A 26,988-nucleotide genomic window follows, 5' to 3' on the forward strand; every position below is an offset into this window, starting at 1 on the left:
ATACGTCGGAAGGTCAACGCGGCGGGCGCCGGTGCCGGCGAAGTACGCCGCCCAGTCCACTGCCGACCCGCGCACGTAAAGCTCGGCCAGCGCGGCAACCAACGTCAGCGGCTCGTCACGGTCCTTGCGCAGCACCGGGGCGAACGCCGACTCCTCGACACAGTCCTGACCCATCGCGGACAGCACACCGTCCGGACCCAACTCCAGGAACGAGGACACACCCTGATCCTGAAGCGCGCGAATCCCGTCGACGAAACGAACCGCCTCACGGACATGACGCACCCAGTACTCGGGGGAGCAGATCTCGTCGCCCGACACGACCTGACCGGTCACGTTCGAAACGATCCCGATCACGGGCTGCTGGAAGGTCAGCGCCTCGGCGACCACACGGAAGCCGTCCAGCATGGCATCCATACGAGGCGAATGGAACGCATGGCTCACCCGCAACCGCTTGGTCTTACGACCCTCCGCCTCGAAATGGGCGGCGATCGCCAGAACAGCGTCCTCGTCACCCGAAACCACCGTCGCAGACGGCCCGTTGAGCGCGGCGATGGACACCCCGTCGGTCAGCAGCGGCACAACTTCGTCCTCGGTCGCCTGGAGCGAGACCATCGCCCCACCCGCCGGCAACGCCTGCATCAGACGGCCACGCGCCGCGACCAGCTTCGCCGCGTCCTCCAGCGACAGCACCCCGGCCACATGCGCAGCCGACAACTCACCGATCGAATGACCCAACAGATAGTCCGGCCTCACACCCCACGCCGACACCAGGCGGAACAACGCCACCTCAAGAGCGAACAGGCCGGCCTGCGTGAACTGCGTCTGATCCAGGAGCTCACCACCCTCGAAGACGACCTCCCGGACCGGCCGGTCCAGATGCCGGTCCAACTCCGCACACACCGCATCGAACGCATCCGCGAACACCGGATAGGACTCGTACAGCTCACGGCCCATACCCGACCGCTGCGCACCCTGACCGGAGAACAGCACACCGGTCCGACCAGGAGCCACCGCTCCCCGGACCGTCCGGTCACCGACGACCACCGCACGGTGAGCCAGTGCCGCACGCGTCGTCACCAGTGAGAACCCGACATCCACCGAGTCCAGATCCCCGACGAACGCCGACAACCGCTCCACCTGCGCCGACAGACCCGCTTCCGACTTCGCCGACACCACCCACGGCACGGCCGGCACCGTGACGCGGTCCGAGGAAGCAACCGCCTCCACCTGCGGCGCCTGTTCGAGAATCACGTGCGCGTTCGTGCCGCTCACGCCGAACGACGACACCCCCGCCCGCCGACGCTCACCGGTTTCCGGCCACGCCACCGACTCCGTCAGCAACCGGACGTCACCGGACTCCCAGTCCACCTGTGGCGTCGGCTCGTCCACGTGCAGCGTCTGCGGCAGCACACCGTGCCGCATCGCCATCACCATCTTGATGACCCCGGCCACACCGGCAGCTGCCTGGGTGTGGCCGAGGTTCGACTTGATCGACCCGAGCCACAACGACCGGCCCTCAGGACGCTCCTGCCCGTACGTCTCCAGCAGCGCCTGCGCCTCGATCGGGTCACCCAGCGTCGTACCCGTGCCGTGCGCCTCCACCGCGTCGACCTGTGAGGCGTTCAGGCCCGCGCTCGTCAAGGCCTGCCGGATAACCCGCTGCTGTGCGGGGCCGTTCGGCGCGGTCAGACCGTTCGACGCACCGTCCTGGTTGATCGCAGAACCGCGTACCACCGCCAGGACCTCATGGCCGTTACGCCGCGCATCCGCCAGCCGCTCCACCACGAGGACGCCGACACCCTCCGACCAGCCGGTACCGTCGGCGGCCGACGAGAACGACTTGCACCGGCCATCCCCTGCGAGGCCGCGCTGGCGGCTGAAGTCCACGAAGGTGCCCGGTGTCGCCATCACCGTCACACCACCGGCCAGGGCCATCGTGCACTCGCCCTTGCGCAGCGACTGCACCGCCAGGTGCAGGGCGACCAGTGACGACGAGCACGCCGTATCAACCGTGACGGCGGGGCCTTCGAGGCCGAAGGTATAGGCCACTCGGCCCGAGACGACGCTGCCTGAGTTCCCGACGCCCAGGAACGCTTCCACACCCTCGGGCACCGCCGCGAGACGGGCCGCGTAGTCGTGGTACATCAGCCCGGCGAATACGCCCGTGCGGCTGCCGCGCAGCGCGGCCGGGTCGATGCCGGCCCGCTCGAGCGCCTCCCACGAGGTTTCGAGCAGCAGCCGTTGCTGGGGGTCCATCGCCAGCGCCTCGCGCGGCGAGATCCCGAAGAATCCGGCGTCGAATTCACCCGCGTCGTGGAGGAATCCGCCTTCTTCCGTGGCGGATCTGCCGTCCTGGCCGGAGTCGGCGTCATAAAGATTGCCGAGATCCCAGCCGCGGTCGGCCGGGAATGCGGAGATGCTGTCGGTGCCGGCCGCAACGAGCTGCCAGAGGTCTTCGGGGCTCGCCACTCCACCCGGATAGCGACAGCTCATTCCCACTATCGCAATGGGCTGCTGATCCTGGGCCTCGATATCTCGGAGGCGCTGTCGCGTGCGGCGCAGATCTGCGGTCGTCCGCTTCAGGTACTCACGGAGCTTCTCTTCGTTGTCCACTCAACCCAACCCGTCGCGGCGGTCAGCAGGTGAATTTCGACCCACCGTCAAAGGTCCGTCAACACGGAAAATCGGCTCAGCAGCCAGCGCGATTTCCTTACGGTTGATTCGCGGTGCCGCTACTCCGAAGCACTCCGCAGCATTCGAATTGTTCCCCTTACTCGGGGAATCTACGGGGGGTCCGTAGAACCGGACAACCCCTAGGGGGTTGGCTCAGCCCCCTACCGCGAAGCCCCCTACCCGGGGTGTGTGCCCCGAGCGAGGAGTACGGCGCCGCGAAGGGACGACAGGCCGCCGAGTGACGCGGCGCGTACGTGGGCGACGGGGTGGCCCGGCCTGGCGAGCGCGTGCGCTCTTTCGGCCACCGTGCCGGCGAAGCCGGGGAGCCCGTCGGCGAATCCGCCACCGATCAGGACGAGTGCGGGACGGATGAGTTCGTTGAGGTTGACGATCGCCACCGCGAGGGCGTCGCAGCTCTCTCCGACCGCTGAGACGGCCCAGTCCCGTTCGTGACGCAGGCCGTCCGCAAGCTGGGCGAACGTCACGGGCTCGCCTCGCAGGCGGCCGGCCCGGCGCAGGGTCGCCGGACCGGAGGCGACGGCTTGTACGCAGCCGCGTCGTCCGCAGTCGCACCGAGGGCCCCCGGGGTCGACGATCACATGGCCGACCTCGCATGAACCGCGGGCTGTCCCGGGGCAGAGACGCCCGTCGAGGACGATGCCGCCGCCGACACCGGTGCCGACGCCGAGGTAGACGACGTCCTGGCAGTCCGCTTCGTCCGCCTCCGCGAGGGCCGCCAGGTCTCCGTCGTCCGCCCAGAGCACCGCGCTTCGGGGGAAGAGGGAGCGAAGCGCGGCACGAAGGTCCAGCCCGGTCCAGCTGGGGCGGCCCGGCCAGGTGGTGACCAGGCCGTCCGGGCCGACGGTCGCAGGCATGGCGACGCCGACCGCCCGGACGGGCTGAGGGGTGTCGTCGAGCAGCGCGCGGACGTTCCTGGTGAGAGTCTCCAGGTCGTCCGCGGCGCTGCTGGTCCGCGGCCACGGGAATACCGCGCTGCGCGGCGTCGTACCGCCGTCGGTCTGCAGGGCGACCTTCGTGCCACCGACGTCGATCCCCAGGAACGTCACGCCGTCGAGGCGACGATGTCGAGGGTGAGGGTCAGATAGCGGGCGGTCATGCCCTTGTCGGCGGTGATGCCGAATGCGTACCGGTCGATCTTCGTGGTGGCCCGGAAGCTGATCTCTTCCGCCCCGCTCCTCGCCTGCTCGATGAGGAGTTCCACCGGCCGGGTCGTGCCACGGACGGTCAGTTCGCCGTGCAGGCTGTACGAGCCCTGCGACTCGCGTACCGCGTCCGAGGTGAACGAGATGTGGGGGTGTGCTGCGGTGGCCAGGTACTTGTCGGAGCGTACGACCTTGTCCCGTGTGTCGTTGCCCGTGGTGAAGCTGGCAGCGTCGATGACGGCCGTCGCGCCGGATTCCGCGGCCTCGGCCGCGATCCGGATCCGGCCGCTGAGGACGGAGAAGGAGCCGTCGACACCCGCGAGGCCGAAGACGTGCCGGGTGCGGAAGGTGATGGTGCTGCGGCCGGGGTCGATGGTGTAGGTGCCGGGGGCCGGCACGGTCAGGGAGTTCGCCGCTGTCTTTGACACGTTGCTACCTCTGTCGGGGGGTGGGGGCGGGCGGGGCGTGCGGGGGAATGGAGGTCACCCGCAGTCGAGTTGGGCTCGTTCAGTCTTGACCACATCGCTGCGGAGATCCACAGGCAGGTCCTTCCGGCGTTTCACCTTGAGCTTCCGGTAGACGCGGGTGAGATGCTGCTCAACCGTGCTCGCGGTGATGTGGAGCTTGCTCGCGATCTCGCGGTTGGTGCAGCCCATGACGGCCAGCGAGGCGACGCGCCGTTCCGATCCGGTGAGTGAGGGGATCCCGTCGGTGCTGCCGGAAGCCGTGTCCGGGTTGTTGCAGTCACCGGTCGCAGCGAGGAGTTCCTTCGTCAGTGGGCCGGCGTCGCACAGGTCGGCCACGTGCCACGCCCTTCGGAAGACCATGCGGGCCCGCCGGTACTCCTCGAGTTGGTAGTAGCTGCGGTTGAGGTCGACGAGGGCTCTCGCCTGCTCGTAGCGGTCGCCGCAGTCCTCCAGCAGATCGAGCGCCTCGGTGAGCAGGTCGGGACGTCTGGCGGTGGGGCCCGTCGCCGCGAGCAGGCGCAGGGCGGAGCCTCGGATGCGCGGCCTGTCCGCTCCCGCCGAGGTCAGCTGGTCGTGGAGGAGCCGTTTGGCCTGGTCCCGGTTGCCGAGCCGTAGCCAGGCTTCGGCTGCGCCGGTCCGCCAGGGCACGAGGGCTGCTGCGTCGAGGCCCCAGCTTCGCATGAGTTCGCCGCAGGAGATGAAGTCGGCGAGGGCGGCGTGCGGGTGATCGGTGGCGAGGTAGTAGTGGCCGCGGGCGTGGAGGTAGTGCAGCCCGTAACGGCTCTGGAACATGCCGTCGGTCGCGGAGTAGGTGAGGTGCTTCGCGGCTTCCTCGTAGTCGCCCATCCTCGTCACGGCGAGGATGAGGCTGCCCAGCGGGAAGCCGATCGCGACGCCCCACGCCTGAGGGGGCAGCTGGGTCAGTGCCTGCCGGGCGTATTCGGCTCCCACCGCCAGGTCGCCCTGCCTGACAGCGATCTCCGCACGCGTCGCTGAGGCCATCGCCGACCAGACGGGGGCCTCCCGCGTATCCGCCTCGGCCAGGAGCTTCTCGCACTGGTCGGCCGCGCTGCGCAGGCGTCCCGCACAGATCAGGCCGAGCAGGGCCAGCTGTACGGCTTCCTCGGTCCAGGGGGACGTACGCCCCAGGCCGAGACCGAGGCCGTCCAGTACTCGTTCCGCACGGTCCGCGGCCGGGTCGCCGGGCCCGTCGGTCAGCAGCCCTGCCAGTTCGGCGGCCGACCGCAGCCACGGATCGCCGCGAGGATCGGCAAGGGTGGGGGGCCCGTCATCGGCGGGGGCGGGCCCCTGTTGTCTGCGGGCGAGCTGGGGGTGGGTGGCGGCCAGCCACAGTTCGGTGTTCCGCGTCGGTGCGGCCTGTGCGATATCGCGCGTTTCGGGCCGGGCGTTGCGGATCCGTTCGAGAACGGGTCTCGCTTCGCTCGTACGGCCGTGCCAGAGCAGGTGCCGGAGCAGGACCAGCAGGTCACCGTGGGCCAGCTGGCCGGTGTCCGCCGCCGCGGCCAGCGGAGTGAGGTGCCGCGCGGCCGCGGAGGGGTTGAGTTCCCATTCGGCCTGGGCCAGCCGTGCCCTGATGCCCGGCCGTTCCTGCTCGTTGCCGCAGGATCTGTGGGCGAGCGCGAGGCATTCCGTCGCGAACCAGGTCCTTCCCCCGAGCAGCGCCTGATCGGCGGCCTCCAGCAGCACCTGGACCGCCCACTGGCCCTGCGTGTGCTTGGACTCCACCAGGTGGTGGGCGACGGTCATGGAGGGTGCGCCCCGTGCGTGCATGAGCTGTGCTGCGCGGCGGTGCAGGCCCGCCCGGTCCGGGGCCTGGAGGCCGTCGAGAATGGTCGAGCGGGCCACCGGATGGCGGAACACGCCGTTGTCGGTCAGACCGGCCGCTTCCATGTCGTGAAGGGCGCGGCCGACCGCCTCCGTGTCGGCTCCGGCCAGTTGGGCCAGCGCCTTGACGTCTCCCTCCTGGTCGAGCACCGCCAGGGCGCGTGCCACGTAGGTGATGACGGGCTTGTCCCGGTACAGGCAGTTGAGCAGGGCCAACCCGTAGCCCTGGGGCCGTGCCTCCCCGGCGATGTGGTGGTCCTCGATGAGGGCGTGCAGGAGCAGGGGGTTGCCGCCGCTGATCCGGAAGAAGTCGTCGACGCCCCAGGGGGCGGCCGGGCCGTCCGGCTGCTGCGGTGGGACGGTGTCCCTCAGCTCGACGGACTGGCCCGGGGGACGGTCACGGAGCACCTCGGCGACGCCGGCCCGGGTGAGCGGTGCGAGGCGCAGCCGGTGGAACTGCGACTGTCGTCGCAGTTCGGCGCGGAACGGGGAGTGCTGCGCCCCGAGTTCCGCGTCCTCGGTCAGGACCGCCATGATCCGCGCGGATCCGATCCTGCGCACGATGTGGAGCAGGCAGTGCAAGGACGAGTCGTCGGCATGCTGCACGTCGTCGACGGCGATCAGCACCGGTGATTCCGCGGCCAGGTCGAGCAGTACGGCTCCGAGGCCCTGGAATATCTGGACGGCTTCCGGCTCGACGGTGTCGTGGTGGGTACGGGGGAGAGCGTCCGATGCGGCGCCCTCCTTCAGCAGCTGAGCCGCCCGGTCGGCGATGTCCAGGGGCAGGCTGGCGCTGTGCAGCAGCTGGGTGAGGACTCCGAGTGGCAGGGTGCGCTCCGCGCGCGAGCAGGTCGCACGGAGCACGACGACGTCCGTCGAGGCACGCTCGGTGAACACGCGCAGAAGCTCGGTCTTGCCCGTGGTGACCGGGCCGTCGAGCACGACGACGTGTCCCCGTCTTCCACGGCACTCGTCCAGCAGCCCGTCCAGAGACCGCACGTGCTCGTCACGCTCGACCAAACGCACCCTTCCACCCCTGCCCTTGCACGGTTGTCACTGTCCCGGATGGTCCCGCATCCGGGTCATGCTCAGATCGTCGGCTTCTTGGCGACCGCGATCACGTAGTCGATGGTGTCCAGCTCCTTCTTCAGCAGTTCCTGGTCGCTCCAGTTCTGGCTGATTCCCTTGTACTGGGTGGGGGTGACCAGGTTCTTGTATTCGGAGCTCCCGATCTTCTCGACCATGAACGTGCGGTACTGCTCCCACACCCGGTCCCGGATTGAATCGACCCGGTTCTCCTTGAAGCCCGCCTTGGCCAGCTTGTCGGCGTAGACCCCGGAGGTGTACCAGTTCTCCTCGTCGTAACTCAGGAGGATCCAGCTGAGTGCGCGGGACTTGAGTTCCTTGCGCACCACCGAGTCGTGCGTCGGGAGGACGTCCGCGACGGCGAGTACACCGCCGGGACGCAGCACTCTGAAGGCTTCTTCGAAGAATGCGCTGCGCGGGTAGAAGTGGAATGCGGATTCGAGGGCGACGACCTTGTCGAAGGTGTTGTCCGGGAAGGGGATGTCCGTGGCGGAGCCCTGCTGGAATTCGAGTCGGTCCTCGAGCCCTTCCGCCTTGGCGCGTGCCTGTGCGGCCTCTATCTGGTGCGGGGTGATGTTCAGGCCGTGGATCTTCTTGGGCTGCCGGTTGCGGATCCAGGAGAAGTCCTGATCGCCGTAGCCGAACCCCAGGTCCAGCACGGTGTCACCGGCCTCGATGCCGGCTGCGTCACCCAGCCGGGTGGCGAGTTCCTCGGCGGCCTCGTCGAGGCTGTCGCATCCGTCGTTCCAGTAACCGAAGTTGCAGTACGTGGTGGTGCGGTCGACGAACTCGAAGCTGGGGGGCATGAACTGGTAGAGGCGCCGGGTCCGCTTGACGGGGTCGCCCGTCGAGATCATCTGGATGAGCTTCCCGAACTGTTTGGCCGCTTCCAACATGGAGGTACTGCCTTTCGTGTCGTGAGGTGGGGGCGGGGGGTCAGGTAGTGGTTCGGCCGAGTCGGGCGCGCAGGTCGTCGATGAGCGCGACCAGGTCGTCGGGACTGTGGGCGGCACCGAAGAGGTAGAAGTCGGGTCGTACGAGCATGCCGAGGGCCCCGTCCGGTCCTGGGCCGGGCAGCCCTGCCAGATAGGGCAGGTAGAGGTCCTCGACGTCGACGACCGCGTGCTCCCCCGCCTTCTCCGGCACGGTCTCCGCAGGCAGTACGTGTACGAGGTGGCAGCCGAGGGTGTCGAGGAAGTCAAGGTCGGCGGAGTCGAGGAGCAAGCGCGGGTCCTCGCTGCAGAGCAGGGTGAAGCCGGTGCCGACGACGTCGTCGAGGAGTCCCCGGGAGCCGCCGCGTACCACCTCCGCCTGCGGGACGAGCTGGCCGGCCGACCGTGGGGCCCCGTCGGCCGCGGCGGCGCCGGTACGGAGGAAACCGCCGCTGAGGGAGTCGGCCAGTGAGGGCCCGTCGGGGGCGGCCTGGTCCCTGCCGCCGCGGGCGCGCATACGGGCGGCGAGCATGAAGGCGTCGCGCCCGGCCGCGGCGGCGCGGTCGGTCTGGCAGATGACGTTGCCGAGCGCGATCGACGTCTCGATGGCAGGCCGTACGTGTGCGCTGCGTTCGACGGTGTAGGTGTCGAGCAGTTCCTCGTCCGCGAGGCCGCCCAGGACGAGGTTCAGCTTCCACGCCAGGTTGGCCGCGTCGCGGAAGCCCGAGCACATGCCCTGCCCGACGAAAGGCGGCATGACGTGTGCGGCGTCGCCCGCGACCAGCAGTCTTCCGGAGCGCCACTGGTCGGTGCAGGTGCCCTGCGTGGTGTAGACGGCGTGCCTCTCCAGGGTGGCGTTGTCCGGGGTGAGGTCGAACAGTCCCAGCAGCCGCCATACGGTCGTTTCCTGCCCGAGTTCCTCGATCGTCTCGCCGGGCATCCGCATGAACTCCCAGCGCCGGTGGCCCGGGCCGGCGGAGACGGCTGTCCTGGGCCGGGCCGGGTCGCAGATCTGCAGGTTGTTGGGCGTGTACTCGCGCTTGTCATGGGTCACGACGTCGCAGATGAGCCAGTCGTGCGCGAACCCGTAGTCGGTGACCGTCGATTCGATGTGCCGGCCGACGAAGCTGTTGGCGCCGTCGCAGCCGATCACCCAGCGGGCCCCGTACGTGTGCCGGTTGCCTTCCACGTCCTCCGCGACCACCTCGACGCGGTCCTCGTAGCCGGTCAGCTCGACCGCCGTCCGGCCGCGGTGCACGGTCACACCGGGGAGTTCGGCGCCGCGTGCGGCGAGGGCGGCCTCCAGACCGGGCTGGTACATCGAGGTCGACTCGGGCCAGCCCGACGGGCTCTTCCCCGGCACCTCCATGTGGATGAGGGTCTGTCCGCGGGCGTTCTCCCAGACGTACTCACCGGTGGGTTCCCGGACGTCCTCGAGGCGGTCGGCGACACCCACTGCGGCGAGGATGCGGGCGGCCTCGCCGTCGTACGCGACGGCGCGGGGCATCGGATAGGGCTGCGGCCAGCGCTCGACGACGGTGACCGTGCGGCCGTGCTGGGCCAGCAGGATCGCCGCCAGTTGGCCGACCGGGCCGTATCCGACTATCAGCACATCGGAGTTCACCACGTCTGTATCTCCCTGAACGCTGCGGCGGGGACCCGAACGGTATTCAGGACGACCCCAGTTCCTTGTCGATGAGCCCGAAGATCTCGTCGTCGGAGGCCGTATCGAAGTCGAATGCGTCCTCCTCGTCATCGATGCGGCCCGCGGGCCCCCAGGAGGCGGTCAGTGCTTCCAGCCGCGACAGCCTTGACATGAGATCCGCGCGCAGCGCCTCGTCGGGGTCCGCGTGCGCGAAGGCCGCTTCCAGCCGGTCGAGTTCGGCGGCCAGCACCAACGGCTGCGGGCCGGCGGCCCGCGCGTCGGCCGGTTCCGGGCGGAGCCGCTCGGCCAGGCAGCCCGCCAGCGCCAGGGGGGTCGGGTAGTCGAAGATCAATGTCGCCGGCAGCCGGACCCCGGTGGCGGCGACGAGACGGTTCCGGAGCTCGACGGCCGTCAGGGAGTCGAATCCGACGTCCTTGAACGCCTGCTCGGAGTCGATGCTGCCGGCGGTTCCGTGACCGAGCACGGTCGCGGCCTCGACGCGTACCAGCTCCAGCAGCGCGGCCTCGCGCTCCGACTCCTTCAAGCCGGTCAGCTCCTGTGCCGGCAAGGGCGCCGCGGCGGAGGCGCCGCCGCGCGAGCTCTTACGGGTGACCCGGGTCAGGCCACGCAGCAGAGGCGGTACAGCTGAGGTTTCCGTACGGTACGCGCCGAGGGCGAGCTTGGCGGGCATCAGCTTCGCGTGTCCCAGGCGCAGCGCGGTGTCCAGCAGTTCCATGCCCTCGCGTGAGCTCAGGGCGTCCATGCCGCCGCGTCGGCCGCGCTCCAGTTCCGCACTGCCGAGGCCGCCGGTCATGGCGGAGGCCTCGGCCCACAGCCCCCAGGCGAGGGACGTCGCGGGCAGCCCCTGGGTACGCCGGTGTGCGGCCAGACCGTCCAGGAATGCGTTGGAGGCGGCGTAGTTGGCCTGGCCGGGGGTCCCGAGGAGGCCGGAGGCCGACGAGAACAACATGAAGACGGCCAGGCCGGCGTCCCGGGTCAGCTCGTGCAGGTGCCAGGCGGCGTCGGCCTTGGGGCGCAGCACGGTGTCGAGACGCTCGGGGGTGAGAGCGGGGAGCACACCGTCGTCCAGTACACCCGCGGCGTGTACGACACCGGTGAGGGGCCGTTCGGCGGGGATCGAGCCGAGAACGGCGGCGAGCGCCCCGCGGTCGGCGACGTCGCAGGCGGCGAACGTCACGTCCGCGCCCAGTCCGGTCAGTTCGGCCTCGATGGCGGGGGCCCTGGGGCTGTCTCCCCCACTGCGGCTGACCAGCAGCACGCCGCGTACGCCGTGCTCGGTGACCAGGTGCCGGGCGACCATTGCGCCCAGCGTTCCGGTGCCGCCGGTGATCAGTACGGTGCCCTGCCGGTCCAGTGGCCGTCCCTCGGCCGGCGCCTCGGCGGGGACACGCGCCAGCCTTGGTACCCGCGCCTCACCGGCCCGGATGGCGAGCTGCGCCTCACCCGAGGCGACCGCCCGCGGCAGGGCGCGCCGTGAGTCCTCCTCGGTGTCGATGTCGGCGAGGACGATGCGGTCCGGGTTCTCCGACTGGGCAGCACGCACCAGACCCCACACGGCGGCGGCCGCCGGATCGGTGCCGGGCAGGCACGCGTCGCGGGTGAGTACCACCAGCCGTGCGGTGGCGGGCCGGTCCTCGTCCAGCCAGGACCGCACCGCGTGCAGGGCCCGCCCCAGCAGGTCCCGTACCCGGGCCGGGCCTTGCCCGTGCGGCGCGCCGGTCAGGTCGGCGTACTCCAACTGCTGTGACAGGTCCGGGTGTTCGGGCAGAGCCACAGCAGGCCAGTCCACTTGGAACAGCCGGTCGTACGTCGCGGGCCCAGTCTGGAGCTGGTCGGCCGGCACCGGGCGGAAAGCCAGGGACTCGACGGACATCACCGGTGCGCCGTCCGCGTCGGCGGCCTCCAGCGCGATGGCGTCCGGGCCTGCCGGGGTCACCTTGACGCGCAGGGCGCAGGCGCCCGAGGCGTGCAGGGTGACGCCTGCCCATGCGAACGGCAGGAGGAGCTTCCCCTGCCCCATGCCGCCCAGGGCTCCGAAGCTCGCGGCGTGCAGCGCCGCGTCCAGCAGGGCGGGGTGGAGGCCGAACTGCCGCGCCTCGTCCTCGTGTTCCTCGGGCAGGGCGACCTCGGCGAAGATCTCCTCACCGCGGTTCCACACGGCCCGCAGCCCTCTGAAGGCCGGACCGTACTCGTAGCCCGCCTCCGCCATGGAGGGGTAGAAGTGGTCGGAGTCGACCCGCCGGGCGCCTTCCGGCGGCCATTCCCCCGATCCGGGCAGCGGCGCGGTACCGCCGGCGGCGGCTAGCAGGCCTCCCGCGTGCCTGGTCCAGGGGGCGTCGGGGTCCGTGCCGGCGGGACGGGAGTGGATGCCCACGGGGCGGCGACCGGTCGCGTCCGGCGCGGACACGGCTACCTGCAGCTGTACGGCGGCGTGGCCGGGCAGTACGAGGGGGGCTTCGATGACGAGTTCCTCGAGGACCGGGTAGCCGGCCTCGTCACCTGCCCGTACGACCGCCTCCACGAGCGCGGTGCCCGGCACCAGCACCTGCCCGCCCACCATGTGGTCGGCGAGCCAGCCGTGGGTGGCCACGGACAGCCTGCCGGTGGCGAGCACCCCGTCGCTGTCCGGCAATGTGACGGTGCCGCGGAGCAGCGGGTGGGCGGCATCGGTGAGACCGGCCGCACCCGCGTCCTGCGTCGTACCGGCCGGGTCCAGCCAGTAGCGCCGGCGCTGGAAGGCGTACGTGGGGAGGTCGACCTTCTGTGCGCCGCTGCCCTCGAACAGGGCGGCCCAGTCCACCGGGACGCCCCGGACATGGAGTCGCGCGAGCGCTGAGACGACCGCTTGCGGTTCGGATCTGTCACGTCGAAGGGTCGGTACGGCGGCGATGGTCTGCGCGACGTCGCTGAGGCAGTCCTGGACCATCGCCGTGAGGACACCGCCCGGGCCGAGCTCGAGGAAGGTGCTCACGCCCTGGCTGTGCAGGGTGCGTACCGCATCGTGGAACCGCACCGGCCGCCGCACCTGGTCGGTCCAGTGGCCCGGGCTGCGCAGCACTTCGGCGCCGGCCGCTTCGGGGGCGCTGGTCGACACGACGTGGATCTGCGGCGCCCGGAAGTCGAGCTCCTGCACCGCGGCGCGGAACGCGCCGAGCATCGGGTCCATCAGCGGGGAGTGGAAGGCGTGGCTGACCCGGAGCCGCCTGGTCTCGGTGCCGCGCCCGGCGAACTCCGCCGCCAGTTCCTGGACGGCCTGCTCATCGCCCGAGAGCACCACGGCGGACGGTCCGTTGACTGCCGCGATGCTCACCCGGTCCTCCAGGCCTGCGAGCAGGGGCAGCACCTCCTCCTCGGCCGCGGCGACGGCGATCATGGAGCCGCCCGTGGGCAGGGCCTGCATGAGTGCGCCACGGGCGGCGACCAGCGCGCAGGCGTCGGCGAGCGACAGGACCCCGGCGACGTGCGCGGCGGCGATCTCACCGACCGAGTGTCCGGCGACGGCGTCGGGCCGCACGCCCCAGGACTCCACCAGACGGAACAGGGCCACTTCGACGCCGAACAAGGCCGCCTGGGCCATCGCCGTCTGTTCGAGCGGTGCGGGGTCGCTTCCCAGGAGCACGCTGTGCAGGGACCGCCCCAGGCGCGGGTCGAGTTCCGCGCACACCGCGTCGAGGGCTTCGGCGAACGCGGGGTAGGAGTCGTACAGTTCACGCCCCATGCCGAGGCGCTGCGCGCCCTGGCCGGTGAACAGGACGGCGGTCCGGCCATCTGCGCGCGTGCCCTGCACGAGGGTGGCGCCGGCCTCGCCGTGCGCGAGGGTGCGCAGTCCCGTCAGCGGGTCCTCGCCGTCCCCGGTGACGAGGACCGCGCGGTGTTCCAGGTCCGACCGTGTGGTGAGGGAGTACGCGGCGTCGGTGGGATCGGGGCCGTCGGGCCCCTCCAGAACGGCCAGCAGGCGTGCGGCCTGGGCTGACAGCGCCTCCGGGGTGCGCGCGGAGAGCAGATACGGGACGGCGGGTGGGGTCCTGCGTGCCTCGGGAGTTGCCGGCCCTTCGAGGGGCGCCTGCTCCAGGATGACGTGCCCGTTGGTGCCGCTGATCCCGAAGGACGACACCCCGGCCCGCCGGGGCCGGTCCAGGTCGGGCCATTCCTGGGCCTCGGTCAGCAGTTCCACCGCGCCCGACGCCCAGTCGATGTGGGGAGAGGGTTCGTCGACGTGCAGGGTCCGGGGCAGCACGCCGTGGCGCATCGCCATCACCATCTTGATCACACCGGCCACGCCGGCCGCGGCCTGGGTGTGACCGATGTTGGACTTCAGGGAGCCCAGCCACAGCGGCCGGCCCTCCGGCCGGTTCCTGCCGTAGGCCGCCAGCACCGCGTGTGCCTCGATGGGGTCGCCCAGTGTCGTGCCCGTGCCGTGGGCCTCCACGACGTCCACGTCCGGCGCGGTGAGGCCGGCATCGGCCAGGGCCTGACGGATGACCCGTTGCTGGGACGTCCCGTTGGGTGCGGTCAGTCCGTTGCTCGCACCGTCCTGGTTGATCGCGGTGCCGCGCACCACGGCCAGGACGGGGTGTCCGTTGCGGCGGGCGTCGGACAGCCTCTCGACCAGCAGGAGCCCGGCCCCCTCGGACCAGCCGGTGCCGTCCGCGGAGGCCGCGAAGGCACGGCACCTGCCGTCCGTCGAGAGTCCGCGCTGGCGGGAGAACTCGACGAAGCCGTCAGGAGTGGCCATCACGGTCACTCCGCCCGCCATCGCCAGGTCGCATTCGCCGGAGCGCAGTGCCTGGGCGGCCATGTGGAGGGCGACCAGGGAGGAGGAGCAGGCGGTGTCCACGGTGACGGCAGGGCCTTCGAGGCCGAGGGTGTACGCGATGCGGCCGGACAGCACGCTGGACGCGTTTCCGGTGACGAAGTACCCCTCGGCTCCGCGACGGGCGGGGCTCTGCCCCGTGCCGTAGTCCTGGTGCATGGCGCCGACGAAGACACCTGTGCGGGTGCCGTGCAGGGAGGCGGGGTCGATGCCTGCCCGCTCCACGACCTCCCAGGCCGTCTCCAGCAGGACGCGTTGCTGCGGGTCCATGGCCAGCGCCTCGCGCGGCGAGATCCCGAAGAACGCGGCGTCGAAGTCCCCGGCGTCGTACAGGAAGCTGCCGTGCCGCACGTAGGACTTGCCGGTCTGCTCGGGGTCCGGGTCGAAGAGGTTCTCGACGTCCCAGCCACGGTCGGTGGGGAAGCCGGCCACCGCGTCGACGCCGCCCTCGACGAGCGCCCACAGGTCTTCAGGCGAGGCGACGCCACCCGGCAGCCGGGCGCTCATGGCGACGATCACGATCGGGTCGTCATCGCGTGCCGCACCGGGGGCGGGCGCCGAGGTGGCGGCCTGTTCCCCGAGCAGCAGGCCGCGCAGACGGGAGGCGAGGGCGGTGGGGGTGGGGTGGTCGAAGACGATCGTGGACGGCAGCGCGACACCGGCCTCGGCAGCCAGGCGGTTGCGCAGGTCCAGTGCGGTCATGGAGTCGAAGCCCTGGTCCCGGAAGGCGCGGGTCGCATCCACGGCGGCTGCCCCTGAGTGACCGAGCACGGCGGCGGACTGGGCCAGCACCAGGTCGAGCAGGATCCTGTCGCGCTCGGGCCCGTCGAGGCCGACGAGGCGCCCGGCCGGTGCCGGGGTGTCCGGTTTCTCCGCCTCGTCCGCCGCGCCCCGGGCCCCGGGGACCTCGGCGATGAGCGGGCTGGGGCGGGCCATGGTGAACGCGGCACCGAACCGCTGCCAGTCCATGCGCGTCACCGACACGCAGGTGTCGTCGTGCTCGACGGCGCGTATCAGCGCCGAGACTGCCGTACCGGGCTCCATCTCGAGTACGCCCGCCCGCCGGAGCCGTTCCGACGCCCCGTCCCGCGCTCCGAGTCCGATGCCACCGCCCCAGGCGCCCCAGGCGACGGAGGTCGCCGTGCGGCCTCGGGCGCGGCGCCGCTCCGCGAGGGCGTCCAGGAATGCGTTCGCCGCGGCATAGGCGCTCTGCCCGCCGCCGCCCCAGACACCGGAGTTCGACGACATCAGGACGAACGCGTCCAGGTCCGCGTCCCCGAGCAGCTCGTCGAGGTGTGCGGCACCGGCCGCCTTGCCCGCGAGGATGCCGGCGAATTCGTCGGGCGCGGTGTCCGCCAGCAGGCTGTTCTGTCCCACGCCCGCGGCGTGCACCACTGCGGTGAGCGGCCCCGGAAGTGACGCGAGGAGATGGCGCACCGCCTCCCGGTCGGCGACATCGCACGCGCGGAGAGTCACCTCCGCCCCCGAGGCTCGTATCTCTTCGGCCAGTTGCTCCGCTCCAGGAGCCTGCGGGCCGCGTCGGCCGGTCAGGACCAGATGAGCGGCGCCGTCGGACGCGAGCCTACGGGCCACCTCCGCGCCGACTCCCCCGGTTCCGCCGGTCACCAGGACGGTGCCGCGGGGATGCCAGCGGCGCGCGGCGGCAGCGCCGCCCGTGGGCGCCGGCACGAGGCGCCGGGCGAAGACCCCGGTCGGACGGACGGCCAGCTGGTCCTCACCGTCCGTACCGCTCAGCGCGCTGGTCAGCCGGCGCAGCGCGCGTTCGTCGAGGGTGTCGGGCAGGTCCACCAGCCCGCCCCAGCGGCTGGGCGATTCCAGGGCCACCACTCTGCCGAGTCCCCACACCATCGCCTGCGCCGGGCTGGGTTCCGGGCTGCCGGGCCCCGTCGCGACCGCCCCGCATGTGAGCGCCCAGAGCGGGGCGCCGACACCAGCCGCCTCGAGCGCCGCCACGAGGGCGACGGTGGCGGCGAGGCCCGCGGTGTGTGCGAGGGCTCCCGGCACGGGCCGTTCGTCGAAGGCCAGCAGGGACAGCACTCCACTGATGTCTCCGGGCTGCCCGGCTTCCTCCCGGATGCGGGCGGCGAGCTCGCCCGCGTCGGTTTCCCGGGCGTTCACGTCCATCCGTACGCACTCGGAGCCACGGGCGCGCAGCCCGTCGAGCACGCTGTCGGCGAGGCCGTCGTGCGCGTCGTACGCCGTGGGCGTCATCACGAGCCATCTGCCGGTCAGTTCATCGCGTCCGGCGCCGGCCAGGCGCTTCCAGGTCACCCGGTATCGCCAGCTGTCGCCGGCGGACCTCTCGCGGACCCGACGGCGCCAGTCGGCCAGCACCGGCAGCGCGTCGGCGACCGCTCCGATCCCGTCGGCGTCCTCCCTGCCACCCGCCGTCAGGGAAGCGGCAAGACCCTCCAGGTCTTCGCTGTCGACGGCCTTCCAGAACGACGCCTCCACGGGATCCGCCGGTGTTCCGGCCCCGTGGGCACTGCGGTCCGATGACGCCTGGAGCCAGAAGCGGCGGCGCTGGAACGCGTACGTGGGCAGGTCGGCGCCCGCACGCCCGGACGGGGTGGGCCAGTCGACGGCCAGACCGCGCACCCAGGCACCGGCGAGCGAGGTGAGCAACCGCCGTGTGCCGCCGTCGTCCCGGCGCAGCGTGCCGACCACGGTCACGGCGCCGCCGCCCGCGTCCTCGGCGGTGGCCTGCACCGCCGGAACCAGGACGGGGTGTGAGCTGACCTCCACGAAGAACCCGAAGCCCTGTGCCAGGAGGGCTCGTACGGCCTCCTCCATGCGTACGGTCCCGCGGAGGTTGCGGTACCAGTAGTCCGCGTCCAGCTCGTGCGTGTCCATCCAGCGGTTGTGGACGGTGGAGTAGAAGGGGATGTCCGAGCGGCGGGGGCTGATCGGAGCCAGTGCGCTCGCGAGATCGGCCTCGATGCGTTCGACCTGCGCCGAGTGGGACGCGTAGTCCACGGGGATCCTGCGTACCCGGACACCCTCGGAGGTCAGTTCGCCGGCCATGGCGTCCAGTGCTTCGGGCGTTCCCGCGAGGACCACGGACGACGGCCCGTTGACGGCCGCCAGGGAGAGGTGTTCCCCGTCCGGGGAGCCGTTCAGCCGTCTGCCCGCCTCCTCCGCGGTCAGGGCGACCGACATCATGCCGCCCCGGCCGGCCAGGTGCTGGGCGATGGCGCGACTGCGCAGTGCCACGACCCGTGCCGCGTCCCGCAATGAGAGCGCACCGGCGATGCAGGCCGCGGCGATCTCCCCCTGCGAGTGACCGACGACCGCGTCGGGCTCGACGCCGTGGGACCGCCATACCTGTGCGAGCGAGACCATGACGGCGAAGGACACGGGCTGCACGACGTCGACCCGGTCGAGAGTGGGTGCTCCGGGAACCTGCCGGACCACATCGGTCAGCGACCAGTCGACGTGTGGTGCCAGAGCCTCCGCGCACAGGGCCATGTACTGGGCGAACACCGGTGACACATCCAGTAGTTCGGAGCCCATCCCGGCCCACTGGGAGCCCTGTCCGGGAGTTACGAACACCACCTTGCCCTCGGTGTCGGCGCTGCCCGAGACCACGGACGTCGTGGGGTGGCCGACAGCCAACGCGTCCAAGGCGGACCGTGCTTCGTCGATGTCGTCGGCCACCACGACGGCCCGTTGTTCCAGTGCGGTCCGGGTGGTCGCCAGTGCGTGGGCGACGTCACCGAGCTCGAGTCGCGGATGGCCCGCGAGATGTTCGCCGAGGCGCGCGGCCTGGGCGGCGAGGGCCTGCCCCCCGCGCCCGGAGACCAGGAGTGGCTGGGTCCCGTGTCCGCCGCCCGTGTCCGGCTCCCGTTCGCTCCCGCGCAGGGTCTCGGGAACGTGCTCCAGGATGACGTGGGCGTTCGTGCCGCTGACCCCGAACGAGGACACCGCGGACCGGCGCGGCCGGCCCGTCTCGGGCCAGTCGCGGGCCTCGGTCAGCAGTTCCACCGCGCCGGACGCCCAGTCGACGTGCGGGGACGGCGCGTCGACGTGCAGGGTCCCCGGCAGCACGCCGTGCCTCATCGCCATCACCATCTTGATCACGCCCGCCACACCCGCTGCGGCCTGTGCGTGCCCGATGTTCGACTTCAGCGAGCCCAGCCACAACGGCCGGTCCGGGGAGCGGTTCTGACCGTAGGTCGCCAGCAGGGCCTGCGCCTCGATCGGGTCGCCCAGGGTGGTGCCTGTCCCGTGCGCCTCGACCGCGTCCACCTCATGGCCTTCCAGGCGGGCGTTGGCCAGTGCCTGGCGGATGACCCGGCGCTGCGCTGGCCCGCTGGGAGCGGTCAGGCCGTTGCTCGCGCCGTCCTGGTTGACCGCCGATCCGCGCAGGAGCGCCAGCACCCGGTGCCCGTTGCGCTTCGCGTCCGAGAGGCGTTCGAGGAGCAGTACGCCGACGCCCTCGGACCAGGAGGTGCCGTCCGCGGACGCCGCGAAGGCCTTGCACCTGCTGTCCGGTGCGAGCGCACGCTGTCGGGAGAACTCGATGAAGGAGCCGGGCTTGGCCATGACCGCCGCTCCTCCCGCCAGCGCCATCGAGCATTCGCCGGACCGCAGGGCCTGTGAGGCCAGGTGCAGTGCCACCAGGGAGGAGGAGCACGCGGTGTCCACCGTGATGGCGGGGCCTTCGAGACCGAGGGTGTAGGCGACCCGGCCGGAGACGACGCTGCCTGCGGTGCCCGTGCCGATGTAGCCGCCGACGCCCTCGGGGGCATCTGCGGCGTCGGTCCCGTAGTCGTGGTGCATGAGCCCGGAGAAAACGCCGATGTCCTCTCCGCGCAGCGAGGCCGGGTCGATGCCCGCGCGCTCGAAGACCTCCCACGACGTCTCGAGGAGCAGCCGCTGCTGCGGGTCCATCGCCAGTGCCTCACGCGGCGAGATCCCGAAGAAGTCGGCGTCGAAGTCGCCTGCGTCGTGGAGGAAGCCGCCCTCGCGGACGTATGTGGTGCCCTGCCTGTCCGGGTCGGGGTCGTACAGCGCCGCGATGTCCCAGCCGCGGTCGTCGGGAAACGCGGTGACTCCGTCCAGGCCGAGTTCGACGAGCTGCCACAGCTCCTCGGGAGAGGTGACTCCGCCGGGCAGCCGGCAGCCCATGGCGACGATGGCGACCGGTTCGTCGGACGCCGCTGTGGAGGGCGTGGAGGGGGCGACTTCCGGGTCGTCGTCGAGGAGCAGGGCGCGCAGATGACGGGCCAGGGCCGTCGGGGTCGGATGGTCGAAGGCAGCGGTCGCCGACATGCGCAGGCCGGTGGCCGCGGTCAGGGCACTCCGCAGGGCGACGGCGGCGACGGAGGTGAATCCGAGTTCCTTGAACGCCTTGTCCGCGCCGACGGTCGCGCCCTCCGGCAGGTCCAGCACACGGGCCGCACGGGTGCGTACGAGCTCCAGCAGCATCCGTTCCCGCTCGTCGGCCGGGGCGGAGAGCAGCTGTGCGCGCAGTGCGGCGCTGCCGGCCTCGTCCGGCGCGGCCTCACGGGGCGTCACCTCGATGACACCGCGCAGGGGCGCGGGGACTTCGTCGGTGTGCAGCGTCCCGGAGTCCAGCCTCATGGGCACGAGGACGGCGTGGTCCACGGTCCGGGCGGCGTCGAACATGGCGCGGCGGTCGTGCGCCGTCAGACGGCCGACACCGGCGGGCGTCGGCGTCCCCGTGTCGCCGCCGGGCTCTTCCGAGGGCCCCCAGGCGAGGGACAGAGCGGCGTGTCCTGCGGCACGGCGGTTCTGTGCCAGTCCGTCGAGGAAGGCGGCGACAGCACCGTGCCCGGGCGGGGCGGGCGCGCCGAGCAGACCGGCCGCCGAGGAATTGAGGACGAAGGCGTCGAGGCCGGCGTCCAGGGTCAGCTCGTGCAGGTTCAGGGCCCGGAGCGCCGCCGGGCGCAGGGGGTCCTCCCCGGCCCCGGTGTCCGCCCCGGGGGTGTGCACCACAGCGGTGAGGGGACGCCGGATCCGGGTCAGTACGTCGGCGAGCGCGGCGCGCTCCGTGAGGTCGCAGGCCGCCAGCACGACCCGGGCCCCGGCCCGGGTCAGCTCGTCCTCGAGCTCGGCGGCGGCTCGGTCGCGCGGGCCCCCTTCGCTGACCAGCATCACGTGACGGACGCCGTGCCCGATGACCAGGTGCCGTGCGGCTGCCGCCGCTGCGGCCCCGTCGGCGCCGGTGATCAGGACGGTCCGCCGGGGGTTCGGCGCCGGTTCCCGCTCGCCCGGTGCGGGGGCGGCGGCGCGGGTCAGCCTGGGCAGCAGCGTGATGCCGGAACGGACCGCGAACTGCGGTTCGCCGCCGGGCAGCAGGGTGGGCAGTACCGCACCCGCCTGCGCGTCGGAAACGTCAAGGTCGGCGAGGACGATGCGCCCGGGGTGCTGCCTCTGGAGGTCGCGCAGCCCGCCCCACAGTGCGGCCTGCCACAGGTCGGGGATCTGTTCGTCGGACGCGGTGGCGACGGCTCGGCTGGTCGTGAGCAGCAACTGCCCGCCGCTGAACCGGTCGTCGGCCAGCCATGCGGCGGCCACACCGGTCAGCTCGTGCACCGCCCTCCCATCGGCGGGGCCCGTGACGGGGGCGAGCACCGTGACGTCCGGCACCGTGTCCCCGGCCGCGGACACGGCGTCCCGCAGCGCCGCCGGGTCAGGGTGGTACGACACCTGCATGCCCTGGTCGAGCAGTCCCTGCGTCAGCTCTTCCGTACCTGGGCCGACCAGTGCCCACCGGCCGGGGACCACGGGCGGCGGCGGCACCGAGGGCAGCGGGATCCAGTCCAGCCGGAACAGCGACTCGTAGTGGCTGGCCCCGGCAGCGCGCAGGCGCGCGGGCTGTTCGAGGAGGACGTGCCGGGTGATCTTGCCGGACGCCGTACGGGGCACCTGGGCGATCTCGTAGAGCTCCTCGGGCACCTTGTAGTACGAGAGCTCCTGGCGGCAGGCCGCGAACAGAGCCTGCGGGTCGAGCCCTTCGGGCCCGGGGACCAGGCAGGCCACCGGCACCTCACCGAGCGTCTCGTGCGGGCGGCCGACCACGGCCACGTCGGCCACGCCCGGGACCCGCCGCAGGACCTCCTCGATCTCACCGGGGTGGATGTTCTCCCCGCCGCGGATGATGAGCTCCTTGATGCGACCGGTCACGGTGAAGTAGCCGGCGGCGTCGCGCCTGGCCAGGTCGCCGGTGCGGTACCAGCCGTGCCGTATCGCCTCGGCGGTGGCCTCGGGCTGGTTGTGGTAGCCGGCCATCACACTGGGCCCGCTCACCCAGACCTCGCCCTCGCGCTCCGCCGGGACGTCCTCGCCGGTCTCCGGGTCCACGAGACGGACTCCGAGACCGGGTACCGGAAGTCCGCAGGAACCCTCGACCCGCGCGCCGGTCGGCCAGTTGATCGTGATGGAACCGCACGTCTCGGTGGATCCGTACGCGTCGAGCAGCGGCGCGCCGAAGGCATCTTCGAACGAGCGGCGCAGAGACGCTGTGGTGATGGCACCGCCTACGAGGCACATCCGCAGGTGGGGCGCCTTGAAGCCCTGCCGGCGCGCGGCACGCACCAGGTAGTGGTACATGGTGGGCACACCGGCCAGGAAGGTCGCCGAGTCCTCGCGCAGCGCGTCCAGGACCTCATCGGCCTCGAACCCGTCCACGATCCGGGCCGTCGCTCCGACCGCGGTGACGCCGAGCACGCACGCGATGTGGGACAGGCTGTGGAACAGCGGCAGGGGCCAAACCACCCTGTCCTCGGAGTTCAGTCCCGGTACGGGTGCGTAGCAGGCGGCCACCGACCACAGGCAGTTGCGCTGTGTGGACAGGACGCCCTTGGGCCGGCCCGTGGTCCCCGAGGTGTAGAGCATCCAGGCGAGGTCGTCGAGTCCCAGGTCGTCCCGCGGCCCGACGGCCGGTTCCGTGCCCGCAAGCGTCTCGAAGCTCAACGTCCCCGCGGGCGCGTTGCCCGTGATGACGACTCGCACATCACTGCGGTCCGCCAGAACCCGCCCGAGCTGGGCGGCGTGGGCCGCGTCGGTGATGACGACGCGCGCGTTGCTGTCCTCGAGCAGGTACGAGAGCTCGGCATCGGTGGCGCGGGGATTGAACGGCGAACCGATGGCACTGGCCCGGACGACGGCCAGGTAACTCTCGATGACTTCGACGCAGTTGCCGAGGTAGATCGCCACGCAGTCACCCGGTTGCAGCCTCATCCGGGCGAGGTGACCGGCGATCCTTCCCGAGCGGCGCTCCAGCTCGGCGTAGGTCACGCTGCGGCGGGCGTCCCGGAAGGCCACCTTGTCCCCGAACCGGTCGGCGTGCGCCTTGAGGAGTTCGGGCAGCGGCCGTATCAGTTCGGTACGCAGCATCTCACCACTCCGTCGGCCGGCGAGGCACCTCGCACGGGCCGGTATCGGTTGCCGCCCACGGCAGTGGGCGAGTCACTGCTCAGTCTCGGGCGCGCCCACCCCGCGCTCTACCCCTACCGGCCCCCTAGGGCATCCCTAACTCCGCAGGGTCCGGGGCCACCCGGAACCGAACCGGTCCGGCCGGGGCGTGCGCCCTGTCCCGTGTGGCGGGACCGGAGAGCGGGGACGCCGCCATGGGCGAACCGGCCGGCCACCGCATGGCGCCGGCCGGCCCAGGGACACGTCAGCCGACGGCTGCGGCCGGCCACAGCGCCAGCAGGTCACCCGGCTTCTGGAGTACGGCATCCGGCGAAGCGGCGAGCAACGCCGGCTCGTCCGTCTCGCCCCACAGTGCCGCCAACGCGGCCACGCCCGCACTGTGCGCACTCGCTATGTCGGTCACTGCGTCTCCGACCATCACCGCGCTGTCGGGCTCGGCCCCGAGCAACTCCAGAGCCTTCAGCACGATGTCCGGAGCGGGTTTCGGGTGAGCGATCTCGTCCGACCCGATCACATGGTCGAAGAGCTCCAGGACTCCCAGCTGCGACAGGAGCGAACGCGCCCGCGGCCCGCTCTTCCCCGTCGCCACGGCGAGCCGGATACCCCGCTCGCGCAGGGTGTGCAGCATCTCGGGCACCCCGTCGAACAGCGGTACCAGATGAGCCATCCGATAGCTCTCCCTGACGAAGGGCTCCTCCATCGCGAGAGGCAGGTCCATGATCCGCATGATGTCGGGGAAGTACCGGCCCAGGTGCCGGTTGTACTCCGCGAACGGCGCCGGCCCTTCTCCCACGACCTCGGCGTACGCGATCGAGAACGCCTCGCGCATCACCTCGGTGCTGTCCACCAGGACCCCGTCGAGGTCGAACACGACCACACTTCTGGGGTGTTCCAGCGGACCGACGGCGGGCCTGCTTCCGGTGAGCCCCGATATGCGCCTGTCCATCTGGTACTCCCTGGTCGTGTCGTGTGCCGGAACGTGCCGCCCGGCGCAGGCGTAGAGACGCTCGATGACCCCGATGTTCCGGCGTGCGTCGGCCACCGCCCGACCGGCCATGGCTGGTTCACCCAGCAGCCCGGGCAACTCGTCGAGCTGCCGGTCGTACTCCGCACCGATCCGCTCTGCCTCGAACGGCACCTGCGTCGTCTCACCGTCGCTGGTGAACGTGAGGTCGGACCCGCCCTCGCGGTTGGGGCTGAACCCGAACGTGCAGCGCAGCGAGGCCACACCCGCACTGCCCTCGACTGTGATCAGCGTGACGTCGCGCGCTTCGTGCGACGCCCAGCTCGCGCGCAGCGCCACCGAGACGCCGTCCTCCGTGACCAGGAATCCCCGGACGGTGTCCTCGACGTCACCTCCACCCGGACCGGCGCCCCCCGCCGTCTCCGGAGCGTCGCGCCAGCCGGCCCTGGCAGCTGACGTGTTGACGAAGTCGTCGGACAACGTGCCGACCACCTGCGTCAAGGCGGCCGGCCCCAGGATCGGCGCGATGCTGTCCAGCAGATGCCACCCGAGGTCCACCAGTGCGCCTCCGCCCGCGAGCTGCGCCTGTGTGAACCAGCCTCCCGAGTCCGGAACGCCACGGGCCCTCACCCAGGACACGTCGATGTGCCGGATCTGTCCGACCGCCGGCGTCCGCTCGTACAGCGCCCGGACGTCGGCCCGGTACCGGGCCGCGCTGCCGGCCAGGAGTACCGCGCCTCCGGCGCGTTCCGCCTCCGCGAGACGGTCGGCCTCCGAGGACGTGAGGCACACCGGCTTCTCGAGGAACACGGGGATGCCCCGGAGCAGCAGCTCCTCGGCGATGTCGGCGTGCAGGTGGTTCGGCACGGCGACGACTGCGAGGTCGACCGTCCCGGACTCGATCTCCGCGACGTCACCGAGCAGCGGGACCCCCGGGTCCGCCGGGCCTGCCACCGGATCCACCACAGCGATAACGTCGAACGAGTGATGCTCCTTCAGCCGTGGGAGCCAGATCTCGCGGCCCGCCCAGCCCATCCCGACCACCACGACACGGACGGGCCCGTTCACGCCTTGGCCATGCTCTCGGCGATGACGGCTGCGATGTCGTGCATCTGCTGCTCGGTGCCCAGCAGCGTCCGGTGGTGCAGCCAGACGGAGTCCCGGGTGAGTGCCTCGGAGTTCGGGCAGCGGCGGGCGATGTCCTCCACGGACTCGTCCGGAGCGGATGACTCCCAGAAACCGTCGCTGCGGTAGATGGCGCGGAACCCGACGAAGGCTGGTAGCCCTTGCTCGATCAGGGTGTCCACCAGGGCGTTGCGGCGCTCCTCACCGAGGCCCGGGACCCGGAACATGGCCATGTAGTGCGGATTGCGGTCGTTGCGGTCGTCCCTGCCCTGCGGTACGACGCCGGGGATCTCGGCGAGCAGGCTCGCCAGCAGCGGCCAGCGCTCCTCACGCGTGTCGATCTGCCCGGCAAGCCGCCCCAGCTGGGCACGGAGGACCGACGCGCTGAACTCGTTCATCCGGAAGTTGGAGCCCGAGGTGTTGTGGAAGTACTTACGGTCCGTCGGGGGCCGCCCGCAACTGTGGCGCAGGAACGCGCTGTCGTAGAGCTCACGGGTCGGGAAGGTCACCGCACCGCCCTCGCCCGCGGTCATGAGCTTGCCGTTCTGGAAGCTGAAGGCGGCCACGGAACCGAGTTCGCCGACCTTCTTCCCCTGCCACCGCGCACCATGGGCATGTGCCGCGTCCTGCAGGATCGCCACACCCGCGTCCGCGGACAGCTTCTCCAGCGCGTCCATGTCCGCCACCTGGCCCGCCATGTGGACCGGCATGACGGCCTTGGTCCGGGGCCCTATCGCAGCGGCGACGGCGGCTGGGTCGATGCAGTACGTCTCCGGGTCGACGTCCACCGGAACGGCCACCGCGCCCAGCCGCTGCGCTGCCTGCGAGGAGGAAATGAATGTGAATGCGGGAACGATGACTTCCGAGCCGGGGCCGACCCCGAGTACCTGCAGGGCGAGCTCCAGCGCATGTGTCCCGTTGGTCACCGCGAGCGCGTACGGTGCGCCGTGGTATTCGGCGAACTCCTCCTCGAAGGTGTCGACCTCACTCCCTCCGATGCGCCACCATTGCCCCTGGTCGAGAGCACGGTGCAGAGCCGTCCGCTCCTCGTCGCCGTACTGCGGCCAGGCAGGGAATTCAAATGACTGCGGCGAACGTCCCATGGATTACACACTTTCTCGGTGAAGTGAATCGATGCGGGCCGTGACGCTATCGCAGCGATTCGGTGCACCCTCCCCCTTCGCATTCCCCTATCACCCCCCTATCCGCACACTTCACGACGCATTCGGGGCACGGAATTCCGACCTCGTGGGCACGCGTGGCCGGACCCGTCCGCGAAACCGACGGCCGTCCGCCCGCAACCCGTCCCGGGATTCGGTCACGTACGCCCCACCACTACCCGCCTTCCCCCCGGGTGTGCCACAGTCTCAGTCCGCACCGGACCAGTTCCGGGCAGGACCAGCGCGACAGTGGCAGCCCGCTCTCGGCGGGGAGCTGGCAGGCCAGTGCTTTTGCCTCGGCGACCTGTATGGGAGTGAACCGCGCGGGGCGCCCGGAACGTCTGCGGTCGGTCAGAGCCGGTATGCCGCCGTGCGCGAAGCGTCCGCGCCAGGTGCGCACCGTGTCCACGTGCAGACGGGTGTCGACGGCGATCTTGGCGTTTGCCCGGCCGCGTGCGGCGAGAAGGACGATGGCGGCGCGCTGCCTGGTCTGGTGAGGGGTCTTGTGCCCGTAGGCCATCTTCTTCAGAAGCCATCTCATTTGGGCGACTCGGTAGTCTGTGAGTCATGGTGGGGATCGTTGAGCGGCTGGTGCCGGACGAGTTGTGGGAGTTGTTCCAGCGGGTGGTGCCGGAGGCGCCGTCGCGGCCGCAGGGTGGTGGTCGGCGTC

10 protein-coding genes and 1 pseudogene are annotated in these 26,988 nt (G+C 71.4%); 1 reads left to right on the top strand and 10 read right to left on the bottom strand.

Going from position 1 to position 26,988, the window contains the following annotated elements; genetic code table 11:
• The 10 genes from AB0P41_RS35215 to AB0P41_RS35260 form a co-directional block, all read right to left on the bottom strand.
• Window positions 1-2,613 (bottom strand): type I polyketide synthase (locus AB0P41_RS35215; protein ID WP_365936106.1); only part of this gene is annotated, 2,613 nt, incomplete at its 3' end.
• 236 nt (window positions 2,614-2,849) lie between these two features.
• Entirely contained in the window at window positions 2,850-3,740 is an 891-nt protein-coding gene (locus AB0P41_RS35220; RefSeq protein WP_365936107.1) for an ROK family protein, read from the bottom strand.
• Window positions 3,737-4,264: a YceI family protein gene (locus AB0P41_RS35225; RefSeq protein ID WP_365936108.1), complete on the bottom strand. Its 528-nt coding sequence runs from the start codon at window positions 4,262-4,264 to the stop codon at window positions 3,737-3,739. The genes AB0P41_RS35220 and AB0P41_RS35225 overlap by 4 nt, the downstream gene beginning before the upstream one ends.
• Before the next feature lie 54 nt (window positions 4,265-4,318).
• A complete protein-coding gene (locus AB0P41_RS35230) occupies window positions 4,319-7,174 on the bottom strand; it encodes an AAA family ATPase (protein ID WP_365936109.1) in 2,856 nt (951 codons plus the stop codon).
• A 62-nt stretch (window positions 7,175-7,236) separates the two neighbouring features.
• Window positions 7,237-8,130 carry a class I SAM-dependent methyltransferase gene (locus AB0P41_RS35235; RefSeq protein ID WP_356710655.1) on the bottom strand — a complete coding sequence of 298 codons (894 nt, stop codon included), beginning with the start codon at window positions 8,128-8,130 and terminating at the stop codon, window positions 7,237-7,239.
• 40 nt (window positions 8,131-8,170) lie between these two features.
• Window positions 8,171-9,793 (bottom strand): bifunctional 3-(3-hydroxy-phenyl)propionate/3-hydroxycinnamic acid hydroxylase, encoded by a 1,623-nt coding sequence (locus AB0P41_RS35240; RefSeq protein ID WP_365936110.1) that lies wholly within the window; start codon window positions 9,791-9,793, stop codon window positions 8,171-8,173.
• A gap of 43 nt (window positions 9,794-9,836) precedes the next feature.
• Window positions 9,837-23,030 carry a type I polyketide synthase gene (locus AB0P41_RS35245; RefSeq protein ID WP_365936111.1) on the bottom strand — a complete coding sequence of 4,398 codons (13,194 nt, stop codon included), beginning with the start codon at window positions 23,028-23,030 and terminating at the stop codon, window positions 9,837-9,839.
• A 283-nt stretch (window positions 23,031-23,313) separates the two neighbouring features.
• Window positions 23,314-25,101, bottom strand: coding sequence for an HAD-IA family hydrolase (locus AB0P41_RS35250; RefSeq protein WP_365936112.1), 1,788 nt, complete (start codon window positions 25,099-25,101; stop codon window positions 23,314-23,316).
• Window positions 25,098-26,261 (bottom strand): DegT/DnrJ/EryC1/StrS family aminotransferase, encoded by a 1,164-nt coding sequence (locus AB0P41_RS35255; RefSeq protein WP_356710663.1) that lies wholly within the window; start codon window positions 26,259-26,261, stop codon window positions 25,098-25,100. Before AB0P41_RS35255 ends, AB0P41_RS35250 begins: the two co-directional genes overlap by 4 nt.
• Window positions 26,262-26,493: 232 nt before the next feature.
• Window positions 26,494-26,859: a helix-turn-helix domain-containing protein gene (locus AB0P41_RS35260; RefSeq protein ID WP_365936113.1), complete on the bottom strand. Its 366-nt coding sequence runs from the start codon at window positions 26,857-26,859 to the stop codon at window positions 26,494-26,496.
• A gap of 26 nt (window positions 26,860-26,885) precedes the next feature.
• Here AB0P41_RS35260 and AB0P41_RS35265 point away from each other — a divergent pair.
• Window positions 26,886-26,988: pseudogene (locus tag AB0P41_RS35265) on the top strand (IS5/IS1182 family transposase); the annotation flags it as partial.

It is taken from the genome of Streptomyces sp. NPDC079167, from assembly GCF_040686735.1.
GTDB lineage: Bacteria > Actinomycetota > Actinomycetes > Streptomycetales > Streptomycetaceae > Streptomyces.